General features: G+C 59.8%; 12 protein-coding genes and 5 pseudogenes. 8 read left to right on the top strand and 9 right to left on the bottom strand.

Features of this window, described 5'->3' with window-relative positions; genetic code table 11:
* Nucleotides 1–222 precede the first annotated feature (222 nt).
* Nucleotides 223–611 (bottom strand): annotated as a pseudogene (locus NYQ88_RS04555) (DDE-type integrase/transposase/recombinase); the annotation flags it as partial.
* 250 nt (nt 612–861) lie between these two features.
* Between NYQ88_RS04555 and NYQ88_RS04550 the strand changes: the two are divergent.
* Nucleotides 862–1,983 (top strand): GGDEF domain-containing protein, encoded by a 1,122-nt coding sequence (locus tag NYQ88_RS04550; protein WP_275653777.1) that lies wholly within the window; start codon nt 862–864, stop codon nt 1,981–1,983.
* Nucleotides 1,984–2,000: 17 nt separating this feature from the next.
* Here the strand turns inward: NYQ88_RS04550 and NYQ88_RS04545 are convergent, their stop codons facing one another.
* The 5 genes and pseudogenes from NYQ88_RS04545 to NYQ88_RS04525 form a co-directional block, all read right to left on the bottom strand.
* Complete coding sequence (locus NYQ88_RS04545; protein ID WP_275653776.1) at nt 2,001–2,216, bottom strand: hypothetical protein; 216 nt, start codon at nt 2,214–2,216, stop codon at nt 2,001–2,003.
* Between the two features lie 177 nt (nt 2,217–2,393).
* Entirely contained in the window at nt 2,394–2,729 is a 336-nt protein-coding gene (locus tag NYQ88_RS04540; protein WP_275653775.1) for a hypothetical protein, read from the bottom strand.
* Between the two features lie 57 nt (nt 2,730–2,786).
* Nucleotides 2,787–3,143 carry a hypothetical protein gene (locus NYQ88_RS04535; protein ID WP_275653774.1) on the bottom strand — a complete coding sequence of 119 codons (357 nt, stop codon included), beginning with the start codon at nt 3,141–3,143 and terminating at the stop codon, nt 2,787–2,789.
* Nucleotides 3,144–3,330: 187 nt separating this feature from the next.
* Nucleotides 3,331–3,507: pseudogene (locus NYQ88_RS04530) on the bottom strand (putative peptidoglycan-binding domain-containing protein); the annotation flags it as partial.
* A pseudogene (locus NYQ88_RS04525) lies at nt 3,453–3,706 on the bottom strand (glycosyl hydrolase 108 family protein). The pseudogenes NYQ88_RS04530 and NYQ88_RS04525, both read right to left, overlap by 55 nt.
* 1,044 nt (nt 3,707–4,750) lie before the next feature.
* On the opposite strand from NYQ88_RS04525, the gene NYQ88_RS04520 reads away from it, so the two are divergent.
* Nucleotides 4,751–4,993, top strand: a complete 243-nt coding sequence (locus NYQ88_RS04520) for a hypothetical protein (RefSeq protein ID WP_275653773.1) — start codon at nt 4,751–4,753, stop codon at nt 4,991–4,993.
* A gap of 247 nt (nt 4,994–5,240) precedes the next feature.
* Here NYQ88_RS04520 and NYQ88_RS04515 read toward each other — a convergent pair whose 3' ends face one another.
* Nucleotides 5,241–5,639 carry an IS5 family transposase gene (locus NYQ88_RS04515; protein WP_275654843.1) on the bottom strand — a complete coding sequence of 133 codons (399 nt, stop codon included), beginning with the start codon at nt 5,637–5,639 and terminating at the stop codon, nt 5,241–5,243.
* Nucleotides 5,549–5,971, bottom strand: coding sequence for a transposase (locus NYQ88_RS04510; protein ID WP_275654842.1), 423 nt, complete (start codon nt 5,969–5,971; stop codon nt 5,549–5,551). Before NYQ88_RS04510 ends, NYQ88_RS04515 begins: the two co-directional genes overlap by 91 nt.
* Nucleotides 5,972–6,317: 346 nt before the next feature.
* On the opposite strand from NYQ88_RS04510, the gene NYQ88_RS04505 reads away from it, so the two are divergent.
* From NYQ88_RS04505 to NYQ88_RS04490, 4 genes and pseudogenes are all read left to right on the top strand, one after another.
* A complete protein-coding gene (locus NYQ88_RS04505) occupies nt 6,318–7,247 on the top strand; it encodes a DUF4214 domain-containing protein (protein WP_275653772.1) in 930 nt (309 codons plus the stop codon).
* A 268-nt stretch (nt 7,248–7,515) separates the two neighbouring features.
* Nucleotides 7,516–8,400, top strand: a complete 885-nt coding sequence (gene istB, locus NYQ88_RS04500; protein WP_275653771.1) for an IS21-like element helper ATPase IstB — start codon at nt 7,516–7,518, stop codon at nt 8,398–8,400.
* 54 nt (nt 8,401–8,454) lie between these two features.
* Nucleotides 8,455–9,930: pseudogene (locus NYQ88_RS04495) on the top strand (transposase); the annotation flags it as partial.
* 184 nt (nt 9,931–10,114) lie between these two features.
* A pseudogene (locus tag NYQ88_RS04490) lies at nt 10,115–10,615 on the top strand (transposase); the annotation flags it as partial.
* Here the strand turns inward: NYQ88_RS04490 and NYQ88_RS04485 are convergent.
* Nucleotides 10,597–11,085: a sugar transferase gene (locus NYQ88_RS04485; protein ID WP_275653770.1), complete on the bottom strand. Its 489-nt coding sequence runs from the start codon at nt 11,083–11,085 to the stop codon at nt 10,597–10,599. The pseudogene NYQ88_RS04490 and the gene NYQ88_RS04485 overlap by 19 nt on opposite strands.
* A gap of 71 nt (nt 11,086–11,156) precedes the next feature.
* On the opposite strand from NYQ88_RS04485, the gene NYQ88_RS04480 reads away from it, so the two are divergent.
* Nucleotides 11,157–11,324 carry a hypothetical protein gene (locus NYQ88_RS04480; protein ID WP_275653769.1) on the top strand — a complete coding sequence of 56 codons (168 nt, stop codon included), beginning with the start codon at nt 11,157–11,159 and terminating at the stop codon, nt 11,322–11,324.
* A 36-nt stretch (nt 11,325–11,360) separates the two neighbouring features.
* A protein-coding gene (locus tag NYQ88_RS04475; RefSeq protein ID WP_275651365.1) for an IS3 family transposase occupies nt 11,361–12,589 on the top strand; the annotation gives its coding sequence in 2 pieces (ribosomal slippage) (nt 11,361–11,709 and nt 11,709–12,589; 1,230 coding nt in all).
* The last annotated feature ends 49 nt before the right edge of the window (nt 12,590–12,638 follow it).

Genomic DNA, 12,638 nt, shown 5'->3' with positions numbered 1-12,638 from the left:
TTGCACATCAGCATCTTCGAAGCCGCGCCGGTGGCCACTGGCCGACCGGGTCCGCGCCGCAGACGCGGCGTTTCTCCGTTGACAGCGACATGGACGCCCCGCCTGGTGGCGAAATCTCAGACAATACGTTCACCATGGTGAACGTCCTCCAAAGCGCGATCCCCTTTGAAATCACCGGGGATGGTGACTGAATAGCCCCGTGTTCTGTAGACACCGTCGGGGTCAGATTTGGTGTCGTTTCTCGAACTCGACCGGCGATAGCATGTTGTTGCGGACATGCTTGCGGGTCGGGTTATAGAACATCTCAATGTAATCGAATACATCCTGGCGGGCTTCGTCTCGCGTTCGATAGGTCCGGCGCCTGATCCGCTCGCGCTTGAGGAGGTTGAAGAAGCTCTCGCCACGGCATTGTCGTGGCAGTTGCCGCGCCGGCTCATGGAGTGAACCAGATTGTGGTGCCGCAGGAAGCTGGCCCAATCCATGCTGGTGAACTGTGAGCCCTGATCGGAATGGACCAGCATCGTGTTCTGTGGCTTGCGGCGCCAGACCGCTATGTGAAGCGCCTGCAGGACGCCCTCGCTGGTCTGCCGGCTTTGCAATGACCAGCCGATGAAATTATGGGGTGGGTTGCGGACTGACGAGTTTCAGATAACAAGGCTGAAAAGCAGTCTCGCGGCCTCTACGAGCCGCATACGCCCTCTGGGCCTACCAGAAGCCCTCGATCGCAATGCCGTGTCTCGCGGCGCGGACGCCTGCCCTGATACATCATGCATAAGCACTTTCCGTGCGACCTATTTGATGAACTGTTAATCCCATAGGGATAGAGCGGACAGACTTTTAGAGCGTTTTACCGAGGGCGTAATGGGCTATGTGGTCGTATCCGCATTTGGCGTTGCTGCAATCGCTTTTGCGGTCCTATCCAGATACCCGGCGCGCCTGACCTACTTCCGCTACCTGTCGTACGGCATTCTCGCATGCGGTGTCGGCTTCACCACCCAGATCTCGGGCTTCCCGCCAGACGCATCAGTCAATTCCATCATTTCGACGGCTCTCTATTTCACGGGGGCGCTTTGTGTGGCGGAGGCGGTCCAGCGACGGTCCGGGGAAACATTGGGATTGGGCTTCCACGCCATTGTCCTGATTTCGTCCATCTTTATCACCGCATATTTCCTGTTCGTGGACAGAAATCTCGTCGCTCGTACGGTCCATCTGAACTGTGGTTTTGGGCTCGTGCTGCTCGCCGCCATATGGAGGCGAAAAGAGCTGATCCTCGGCAGCGTCGCTGATCGCCTTCTGTTTTGGACCATAGCCTTAATAGGGTTTCATTTTTTCCCTCGAACACTGCTCACCGTCGGTGGTTTCACCGCGCAGAACGCGACCCCCTTCTGGACTGCCCTTCAATATAGCCTGCTGGTCATTACAAACGCTGGCGCGACCGCTCTTCTCGGGGTAGCCGGCGCCGATATTTTTGCGACCATTACGCGTGAGCGGGATACTGACGTTTTAACGGGGATATTGAACCGCCGCGGACTGGAGGCGGCTGTTTCGGCAGCGCGTAAAGGGCGCGTGGAAGGGGTGGCGATCATCGCCGATCTCGATGAATTCAAAGCCATCAACGACAACTTTGGGCACGATGCAGGTGATCAGGTGCTGAAGGCTGTTGCTCAGAGATTGCGGAAGCTTATGCCACCGGGTGACCTGATCGCCCGCGTCGGCGGCGAGGAATTTGTGTGCGTAATATGGGGGGATATGGAGGCCGGCCGATTACGGGCAGAACTTCTTCGCGATGCGCTTTTCAGCAGCCCGATCGAAACGACATGCGGTTTGCTGCCCGTTACCGCAAGCTTCGGCGTGGCAGTCCATCGACCTGAGGAGCATTTGTGGGACGCAGTAAAACGTGCAGACGCGGAGTTGTACGAGGCCAAGCGCTCGGGCAAAAATCGGGTAATGACTGCAGCAATAGGTGCAGAGGGCCCGGCGTAGCCAGACCGCGAGGAGGATTAGGCCGAGGTCTTTCGATCCGCACTTACCGCACCGGAGCGCTTGGCCACGAGCGGGTGGGGATCGCCCACGGTGACAAAGCCAAAGCCCAACCGGTTGCCCAGAGCATGAAGGTCAAGATCGGCCCCATGCCCGCATCCAACGGCATTGCAATGGACGCTGACGCCCATCTGGTTGCCGATCAGGTCTTGGATGGTGGAGATGGTCGTGGTCATGGTACCAAAGTAGCATACCCTCGGCCGCTGCGGGTGGCTTAGGGTCTAAACGTTTCTACGACCTTCTTTGTATGACGCTATAGCCCGCCGGTATTCTGGCGGGCTTTTTGGTTGTGCACACTCATCTTTCGCAGCTCTTGGCCAGTCGGCTCACTTCCCGCCGCTGTTGTTCCATTGTCAGGAGCCGGTACCGATGATGTCGAAGCAGATCACGATAAAGTCCGTGATGACCGCGTTCCCGATCTTCGCCGACATGCTGTCCCGCATGGGCCGCAGTCCGCGCAGGAACCGGAAGTCCTCGCGGGCCTCGTCCTGATGGCCGGCGTCGTCGAGGCGGAGGCCAGCATCTGCCAGTTCGTCACGGAAAGCATGCCGGATCTGGCCGAGCTGTTGCTCTGTGAAACCCTTGCCGATATTGTCCACCAAAATAGCGTGGCTGGACGCAAGCTGGCTCTGGTTGCGTTCCATGGCATCGAGCCGGCGGACGATTGCCGGCAGGTCTTGATCTTCCATAAGCCGGCCCTTTGCCGCTGGGGGTGGAGAAGAGGCGCGAGGACGCCTAATGCTGGGTCAGTCGCTCCCAGAGCATGCGGGGCTTCGGCGCTGCGGCAGCGACGGCATCAGCTTGGCGCGCGACTGTCGAGCCCTTCGGAAGCTCGTCCTCTTGCCATCGGCCGTCACGACCTGCAGCACAACGGTTACGCGATAAGATTGCCACTGGGCCCAAAGATACCAGCCAAGTCCGGAGACGCTGAGACCCCCGCCCTGCCCCGCAAAGATCGCTTGCACGTCTTGCTGCATGGCCGGTGACATAGCGAGGTGGATCGGTACGAGCGCGAAGGCCCATGCAGCAAGCTCCTGGGCGCGGTGCCAGAGCCACCGTATGACGACGTTCTGTGCGATAGCGGCTGCAATGCTGGTGATCATGGTGCCGGCCTCCTAGAACCGGACAAAGAAAAAGACCGCTGCGAGCCGCCGGGCTTGGCGGGCTCAGGGAGGCCGCTTGTGGGGATGCTGAGGGCTTCGGCGCAGGAGCGGGCGAAACGCCGCCAGCGGACTGCGCTGCGGCCATGGCGAGCAATTGCTTGCGCACCTCGGCTACGCGGCGGGACCAGCCCTTGCCGAAGGTTGCCCAGATGGACAGGCGCTCAAGGAACGCGAGGCGCGGAGCGCAGAGTTCATTTACCAACTGTGCGGCGCCGAACTTGGCGCAGTAGGCGTTGACTGCCGTGATGGTCAGCGGGCCGATCGTCCCATCTGGCGCGGTACCGGCAATGTTCTGGAGATAGATCGCCGCCCGATCCGTGCCGCTGTTACGGCGAAGTCGAACTCTGCCAGATCGCCGCCAGCGGGCAGATCATCGCCGCGAACCTTGCCCCAATAGCCGCCCCGATAAATGCGCTCGAGCTCGGCGTCGGAAATGTTGCGCAGCTGGGCCTTGGTGGCGCCGGCCGATACTGGCGATAGGTGGCCAGCGTGACGCCCTTCATGGTCGCGCCGCCAGGGTCGTTCGTGTGATCTGCCCAGCAGCCCTCATGGACGAGCACGCCGCCAACGCGCCAGCGAAGTTGTGTTTGGCCATGAAAGCCTCCTGAATATGCGAAGAGATTTGAACCGAGTGCGGGCAGTCGGGCGGGTATAGTGATCGTGCAGGCTTGCCCGGCTCGCTAGCAGTCCCGGCAATTGGTGCGCTGGGGCTGCTTTTTGAGCCCTAAGAGAATTAGCGGTTTCGTAAGTACTTAGGCGCAACTATGGGGCACACTTCCACCGGGGGGATGAAGTGAGCCCTGACTGCCCAATCAGTCAGGGCTTTTTATTCGCGATTATCCCCTTCCAAGCGCCAATTGCTTTGGCTAGCATGCAGTTTGCTGGAGATGGACCCCCAAAGCTTCGTCGTCTAGCGATAGCCCTGCCGGTTCGCCCCGGCGGGGCTATTTGGTATCCTGGGCCCGCTTCGGCCCGAACCAGAAGAACCAAAACCCTGCCGTCGACACCACTAGCAGCCGGGTAAACCACCACAGCCCGGCATCCCAAACGCAATGGCCAAAAGCGGCATTGGCCCTGAACAAAACGCCGAGGTCGAAGCTGTCGATCAGCGCAAGATGACAGCAAAGGCGCCGAAGATATTGACTTGCCGCTGGCTCAGCGTGCCGCCGAACAGCGACGAGTGCACCGCGTCGAAGAACGCAGGCTTCAGGGCCATGACAGCCTCCTATGATGTGAATTGCAAGCCGCATCAAGGCGTGGCTCAATGGCTACCGCTTGGGAGGGCTCGGGGAATGCAGGTGAACGTTTTCGTTGTGGGTGGCGAGGGCTATCAGAGCAAAAAGCTGCTCGTTGCCGATCTCGCCCGATGCGACCATCCCTACCGATATGAAAGACGACTGGACCTACCTTGCCACCGTCGACACCCGTGACAAGCTCCTGTCGGCCTCGGCCTCACAGGTTGAAGCCGAGATCACTTCGATGGGTCATTCAGTAGTCGATGCGACAGGATGACGTGGAGCAAACTCAGATCTCAAGAGGAGGCGTGAGTGGAACAGGGAAATATCGTCAGTGATGTCGAAGTGCTCATAGATGGCATTACCCACACGGCGACCTACTTTGTGGAGCAGGACGTTATTCATGCGGTGATCAACGGGAAGACCTATCTCTCACCAATTGGTCCCGCAGGGGCCAAGGAAACAGTGAGAGCACTGTTGACTGCCATGGTGCTGGAGCAAAATCGAAAGCTGAAGGCTGTCCGAGGCTGGAAGCGTGCTTTACGCGAGTACTGAGGCACCGAAATTATAGGCGATGCCGCGCTTTTCTATCTTCGCCCGAACGACACCTGCCGTTGAGACTGCTGCCAGAGCTGGCAGGGCAAGCCACCAAAGCCGACAATTCGGCTTCGTGCAGATGCGCCGCCCCAGGGAAGTGGTCGAAGTCACACCGTCAGATAAACGGCCCGAGTGCATTTTCCGGCACCAGCGCGAAGCAGATCATTCCATTCTTTTGCCTCGGAGCTGCAGCAGTAAGCTCGCCCTAGGCTCTGTTGACAAAGTGTGGCATCCATATCCTTGCGGCGGCTAGGGCGAGGAAGGCCGCGAAGGACGTTGCTGTTTTGTCGAAGCGTGTGGCGATGCGCCTGAACTGCTTGAGCCTGTTGAACATGCGCTCGATGCGGTTGCGGTCTTTGTAGGCCTTGAAGTCGCATGGTGGCGGGTTCTTGCGGTTGGTTTTTGGTGGGATCACCGGAACGATGCCGCTCAGGAGTAGATCCTGGCGCACGGCGTCACCATCATAGCCCTTGTCGGCCAGGAGCAATCGCGGCTTGCCAACCGGCATGGCCATCAAGGCAGGAACGGCTGCATAGTCGGATGTTTCTCCGCCTGTGAGGACAAAGCCAAGAGGGCGTCCTTGACCGTCTGTGCGGGCGTGGATTTTGCACGTAAAGCCGCCGCGTGATCGACCAAAAGCCTCCTTATAAGTCCCCCTTTAGCGCCCGCTGCCTGAGAGTGGCCGCGCACCGTGGTGCTGTCGATCATGTGCTGCCAGTCATCGGTGAGCCCGAGTTCGACCAGGGTCTCAAGCAAGGCATCCCACACCCCTTGCTCGGCCCAGCGACGGAAGCGCACATAGACTGAGTTCCACTTGCCATAGCGCTCATGCATGTCGCGCCAGGGGCAGCCAACTCGCAGAACATGGAGCATGCCGTTCAGATATCGACGGTTATCTTGCGCTGGTCGGGACTTGCGCCCTCGCTCAGCCGGCAAGAGCTCCCCAATGAGCCGCCACTCTGCGTCCGACAAATCCCCACGCGCCAAAACCGCCTCCTAAAAAGCAGTCTTGAATCACGGCAAACCCGATTTGGGAATCCAGTTTGTCAACAGGACCTAGGTCGCGTTGGCGGTCTCCCGCCGAAAGTCTCGGAACTTCAAACCCCGATAGCCCCGGCTTCGGCTTTTTTTCTTGCTCGACCAATATTTGAGCTCCCTAGAGCGTCCTATCTGCGTTCCCAGTAAACGGGGAGTGCTCCAATTGCTTCTCCAGAGCAGTCCAGCACTCTCGTTTGCAGGTTCCGCACCTTTCGCGTTTTTAGCCTCACCGCAGGAGATCAGAATGGCGACCATCACCACCTACGGCTATACCAATTTCTTTGACCATGGCCGCGTTAGCGAAGTTCAGGATTGGTCGAGCGAGCAAATCGACATCACGTACCCGGGCGGCTACTCGACCTTCCGGGGCTTTGGCTTCGCATGGGTCGAGGCGAACGAGTGGTGGCAAGGCACAGCGACCTTCTATGCAGAGTATGATCGGTCCGGCCGCACAATGCTGGAGATCAAAGATTTCGCTGCGCCCGCCGAGATATTTCAGAAAGACTGGCTGTACTCTCTTGGCGAGCTCTTGGCTGGCGATGATACATTAATGCTCTTGGGAGCCACCGACGACGTCGTATTCGCAGGAGCGGGAAATGACGTCATTTACAGTTACCGCGGAGCCAAGGACATCCACGGCCAGGACGGTATCGATACCGTGGTCTATGAACTCGCCTCGTCAAATTATGACCTGAAGCGGTATTCAGACGGTCTGAACATCACGGGCAATGGGTCTGATGACCTGCTCTATTCCGTAGAGCGGGTAGCCTTTTCGGATGGTCTGGTGGCGTTCGATGCAAACGCTGCTCAAACTTATCGACTATATCAGGCGGCCTTTGACCGGACGCCCGACGACCGCGGCCTATCCTACTGGATAGGAGAGGTCGACGGGGGGATGAACCTCCATAATCTAAGCCGGCACTTCATCAATTCCTCTGAATTCCGAGATATCTACGGCGCCAATGTCAGCCCAACCGAATTCGTGGCGCGCCTGTACAGCAACATTCTTGGCCGCGAAGGCGAGGCGACTGGAGTAGCTTTCTGGGTGGACGAGATCGAAAGTGGCCGGAGGGACAGCGCGTCTGTGCTCGCAGACTTTTCTGAAAGCGACGAGAACGTCGCTTTGGTGGGTCAGGTCATAAATGAAGGCATCTGGATCGACTTCACGGCGTAGTCCTTCCGGGGCGTTGCGGCGCGTTCAGAGCTGCACCTTCGAGCTTGAAGACGGCCCCAGCGCCTCTCGCACATGATCGCAACTGTGAAGGAGAACTGGCCAGCGAGTTGGGTCAGGTGCTCCGTTCCGGTAGCCTGCCTGATCTGGCGGCGTTGCGGAGAAGGTTCTCTCCAGATCCCGCCGCCTTGCCCCAGGTCTTTGTGCAGCCCGTCTGTCTGGACAGCTACCAGGTTCTGGTCGGAACCCAGGACATGGCGGGAGAACGCGCATGAAAGCCAATACCCATCCCGTCGATGAAGCCCGCCTGGGCATCATGCTCAACGAGCTAAGATTGCCCACCATCAAGACCCTCTGGCCCAGGTTCGCCGAGCAATCCGATCGCGAAGGCTGGCCCGCCGCACGCTTCCTGGCGGCCATTGCTGAACATGAACTTGCCGAGCGAGCGCACCGTCGGATCGAACGGCATCTGGCCGAAGCCCACCTGCCACCTGGCAAGACGCTCGACAGCTTCGACTTTGAAGCCGTGCCCATGATCTCGAAGGCGCAGACCCTCGCCATGGCGGCCGGTGACAGCTGGCTTGCCAAGGGCGCCAATGTGTTGATGTTCGGCCCGCCGGGCGGCGGCAAAAGCCATCTTGCCGCAGCGATCGGCCTGGCATTGATCGAAAATGGCTGGCGCGTGCACTTCACCAGGACCACCGATCTCGTCCAGAAGCTACAGATCGCCCGGCACGAACTGCAGCTCGAGGCGGCCATTGCCAAGCTCGACAAGTTCGATCTGCTGATCCTGGATGATCTCGCCTACGTCACCAAGGACCAGGCCGAAACCAGCGTTCTGTTCGAGCTCATCTCGGCGAGATACGAGCGACGCTCGGTCATGATTACCGCCAACCAGCCCTTTGGAGAATGGAACAGGGTCTTCCCAGATCCAGCCATGACGCTGGCCGCTGTCGACAGGCTGGTCCATCACGCGACCATCTTCGAGATGAACGTCGAAAGCTACCGGCGACGTTCGGCCATCGAGGCCAAGCGGCAACGGGGAAGGCCGGCGTCCTTTGCGACAATCAAGAACACATCCGCCACTGACGCTCCGCGTCAATCAGACGGCGAAGCCGGTGTTGCCGCATTGCCTCGCCTGAAATGTACCCGGTAGATTTGGTGTTGCCTCATTTAAAATGCTCCCGGCACGGGCTGGCGGGAGCAGGGAATGAGGAACGTAAGTATGGTGACACGCAACGAGCTTTTGACGGTGTTGGTGGAGCGGTATCGGCGAAGTGAGCGGGATGAGAAGCAGCGCATTTTGGATGAGTTCGTTGCCGTCAGCGGCTATCACCGCAAACATGCGGCTCGGCTACTGCGTTCGGCTGCTCCTTTGAAGGCCCAGCCCTCAAACCGGCACCGGATTTATGGTGAGGGGGTCCGAGCGGCCTTGATCGTGCTTTGGGAAGCCTCCGATCGGGTTTGCGGCAAGCGCCTTCGTCCTCTCATTCCGCTCCTGCTCGAAGCGATGGAACGGCATGGGCACCTTGATCTGGTTCCAGAAGTCCGAGCCGGCTTGATCACGATGAGCGCGGCAACCATCGATCGGGCATTGAGGGAAGCGAAGGCGGGAACACGCAGCCCGTATCGCCGCGGAACGGCATCAACTGCCTTGCGGCGAAGCATTCCGATCCGAACCTTCTCGGACTGGGGTGATCCAGCGCCTGGACATGTCGAAGCCGACCTTGTGTCGCACAGCGGACCTGTTGCAAGGGGCAGCTTTGCCTGGACTTTCGTGCTGACCGACATCGCGACCGGCTGGACCGAATGTGCACCCTTGCTGGTGCGGGAGCAGACGCTTTTGACGGCGGTGCTGAGCGAATTACGCGTCCGTCTGCCTTTTCCTCTCCTCGGCTTTGATACCGATAATGACAGTGTGTTCATCAACGAAACCGTGCGTGATTACTGCGCGACGTCGCAGATTACGTTCACGCGCTGCCGCCCCTATCGCAAGAACGACCAAGCGTTCGTGGAACAGAAGAACGGGGCCGTGGTTCGTCGGCTGGTCGGATATAGAAGGTTCGAGGGGATCGAGGCAGCGAGAGTGCTGGCGGAGCTCTACGCTTCGTCAAGACTGTTCGTGAACTTCTTCCAGCCCTCGTTCAAGCTGGCGGAGAAGCATCGCGACGGAGCAAAGGTCCACAAGCGCTATCACCCGCCGGCGACACCCTACCAGCGTCTGCTGGACGACCCGAGGATATCCGAAGAGACGAAGCTTGGGTTGCAGGAAACCTATGCCAGTCTCGACCCTGTTCGGCTGCTGCGAGATATGCGGGAGGCGCAGTCACGTTTGGTGTCGCTGACCGATGGCATGACTGCAGCTGCGACCGAGGAAAAGATCCGGCCGGATCTCGACGGCTTCCTGGAAAGCCTCAAGATCATCTGGAAGCAGGGTGACGTGCGCCCAACATCGGCGCCGAAACCAAAACAGAAACGAGAGCGCCGGCGGCCCGATCCGCTCATTACCGTGACCGAGGATCTTCGGGAATGGTTCGAGCAGGAGCCGTGGCGTACAGGGCGTGAATTGCTCGACCGGCTGCAGTCCGAACGCCCGGGAGAGTATCCGAATGCGTTGCTGCGAACCGTGCGGCGTCGGCTGAAGACCTGGCGTTCCGAGCAGGCCCACGGAATGATCTTCGGCTCTTCGGCACAGCCACTGCTTCGCTCAACTGACCCTGTAGGCTCCGCTGCGCAGCCCGCCGGCACGCCGAACAATGAAGTGCCCGCAGCTCCTTTGCCGGGAATATTCTGATGAGGCAACGGCAACACCATTCGGGAGCATCACCAAATGAGGCAATACGGCGTCTCATCCAGATTGCCGCGCTATAGCCCCGATTGCGGAAGAGGGTGTGCGGCTCATCGGCAAGCTCTATGCCATTGAAGCCGACATCCGAGGCCTGGGTCCGGATGACCGCCTCGCCGTGCGCCAGGAGCGGTCAGCACCGGCCGTGGCGCGGATAAGAGAATGGCTTGATCACCATCGCGGCCGCGTCTCAGCGAAAGCGCCGCTGGGGGAAGCCTTGAGCTACGTCGCCAAATACTGGGCCGGGCTCGAGCTGTTCCTGAATGATGGCCGCATCGAGCTCGACAACAATGCCGTCGAGCGGACCATCCGTCCTATTGCGCTGAACCGGAAGAACGCGCTCTTTGCCGGCCACGACGCCGGTGCAGAGAACTGGGCCGTCATCGCCTCGCTGATCGAAACCTGCAAGCTGAACGGCGTCGACCCACACGCTTGGCTGGCAGTGACCCTCGGCGCCATCGTCGCCGACCACAAGCAGAGCCTGATCAGTGAACTGCTCCCTTGGAACTACGCCACCGACGTGTGATCGGGACAGCGCTTACACACCAGCACCGTATAAGGGTGATTAGCCGCCCACATCCCGGGCACATGGGGACGCGGTCCCACCAGGCTCATCTGCCCGAGAAAGATATTGATCAGTTGCGGTAATTCGTCGAGCGAGGTCCGCCGCAGGATGCGCCCCACCTTGGTCACGCGCGCATCGCCGACTTCGACCTGAGCAATGCCCGAGCGGTCCTCGGCATCGATGTGCAAGGAGCGAAATTTCAGGATACGAAACCGGTTCAGCAGAAAGCCTTCGCGTTCCTGCCGAAACAGCGCCGGCCCTGGCGAATCGAGTTTGACAGCCACGGCTATCGCCAACAAAAGAGGCGAGAGCAGCACGATAAGGATGGTCGAAACGACCAGATCCAGGCAGCGATTGAGGAACAATTCAAAAGCATGGCTGCGCAGGTGCGTCGTCACCAGCGGCCGCTTATCGGCAAAAATCAGTGGCAAACCGGACTTTGAGGCGGTTCGGGGCTCATAGGTTGGGGCGTTGAATCCAAGGGTCCTGCAGACGGTTAACCATGCGATCGCCGGGCGACTTGATTTTTTTGAACCGGTTCCTGATCTTCGAAAGCGTCGGTGCCAAACGGCTCGATATGGTCGGCACCGCCTTCTTCCAAAAGGCGGCCGACGGAAGCGCTTCCAACACTTCTGGAGCGCACCCCATTTTGACCGGACAGGCGGCATAGCCGATAAGGCATAGGCATGCGCCTATGAGTACGACTATGTCCAAGAGTTCCGACGAGCCGTTTCGACGGGTCGAAGTCATCACCTCCGTGCAACGCCGCCGGCGCTGGTCAGTGGCCGAGAAGGTTCGGTTGGTGGAGGAAGCCATGCAGCCGGGCATGAGCGTTTCCTACGTGGCACGACGCGCCGGCATTTCCCCTTCCCAGCTCTTCGCCTGGAAGCGCCGCATGCTTGAAGGCGGCCACGCAGCCGTTCAGGCCGATGAAGATGTCGTTGGCGCTTCCCAGGTCCGCGATCTGGAAAAGCGCGTGCGTGACCTCGAGCGCATGCTGGGCAAGAAGACCATGGAAGCGGAGATCTTGAGGGAGGCCCTGGATCTCGCGCGCCCAAAAAAACGGACTTCGCCCTTGCTGTCGTGGAGCAATCCCGAGGACGATACCCAATGAGCGTCATTGCCCGCACTCTGGGCGTCTCGAGGTCCAACCTGATCGAGCGCGCCAGCAAGCCATCCAAGCCGCGCGGACCTTATCGCAAGCCGGACGATGTTGCCCTTCTTGCCGAGCTACGCCCGATCATCGACCAGCGACCCACTTATGGCTATCGCCGTGTGACAGCATTGCTCAACAGGCAGCGGCGCAAGGAGGGCAAGCCCACCGTCAACACCAAGCGGGTCCTCAGGATCATGCAGCAGAACGGGCTCACCCTTCAAAAGCATACTGCCCTGCGGCCCACCCGCACCCACGACGGCGTCGTCGTTGCCCTGCGCTCTAATATCCGCTGGTGCTCCGATCATCTGGAGATCCATGCCCGCAATAACGAGGTGGTGCGCATCGTCTTCGTCATCGACGCCTGTGACCGAGAGATCATCGCCTGGTCGGCCGTCGCCAATGCCGGCATCTCCGGCGAGATGGTCTGTGATCTGATGATCGCCGCCGTCGAGCGCCGCTTCCAGGCCCTAAAGGTCCCACACCGGCTAGAGTGGCTCTCGGACAATGGCAGTGCCTATATCGCCAGGCAGACCGCACAAGTGGCCGCGGCGCTGGGCATTGACCTGCTCTTCACCCCGGTTCGAAGCCCACAGAGCAACGGCATGTCTGAGGCCTTCGTCAAAACCCTGAAAAGGGACTACGCCTCAACCGTTATCCTCCCAGACGCCGAGACTATCCTGGCCTTGCTGCCCGAATGGATCGACGATTACTGTGAGGTCCACCCGCACTCCGGGCTCAAGTATCGCTCACCACGCGAGTTCCTGCGCCTCAGTGCCTAAACCCAACCGCCGCCTGTCCGGCGAAACGGGGTCCACTCCAACTTCCGCC

The sequence above is a fragment of the Devosia sp. SD17-2 genome, assembly GCF_029201565.1.
In the GTDB taxonomy this organism is placed as follows: domain Bacteria; phylum Pseudomonadota; class Alphaproteobacteria; order Rhizobiales; family Devosiaceae; genus Devosia.
The sequence above is the reverse complement of the archived record's forward strand: the minus strand, read 5'-3'. Positions and strand labels throughout refer to the sequence as shown.

What these genes read in the sequence shown, in the direction of transcription:
- NYQ88_RS04550 (WP_275653777.1), top strand. Translation starts at nt 862, where the DNA reads ATGGGCTATGTGGTCGTATCCGCATTTGGCGTTGCTGCAATCGCTTTT.
- NYQ88_RS04540 (WP_275653775.1), bottom strand. Translation starts at nt 2,729, where the DNA reads ATGGAAGATCAAGACCTGCCGGCAATCGTCCGCCGGCTCGATGCCATG.
- istB (WP_275653771.1), top strand. Translation starts at nt 7,516, where the DNA reads ATGAAAGCCAATACCCATCCCGTCGATGAAGCCCGCCTGGGCATCATG.
- NYQ88_RS04505 (WP_275653772.1), top strand. Translation starts at nt 6,318, where the DNA reads ATGGCGACCATCACCACCTACGGCTATACCAATTTCTTTGACCATGGC.
- NYQ88_RS04480 (WP_275653769.1), top strand. Translation starts at nt 11,157, where the DNA reads ATGCGATCGCCGGGCGACTTGATTTTTTTGAACCGGTTCCTGATCTTC.
- NYQ88_RS04535 (WP_275653774.1), bottom strand. Translation starts at nt 3,143, where the DNA reads ATGATCACCAGCATTGCAGCCGCTATCGCACAGAACGTCGTCATACGG.
- NYQ88_RS04545 (WP_275653776.1), bottom strand. Translation starts at nt 2,216, where the DNA reads ATGACCACGACCATCTCCACCATCCAAGACCTGATCGGCAACCAGATG.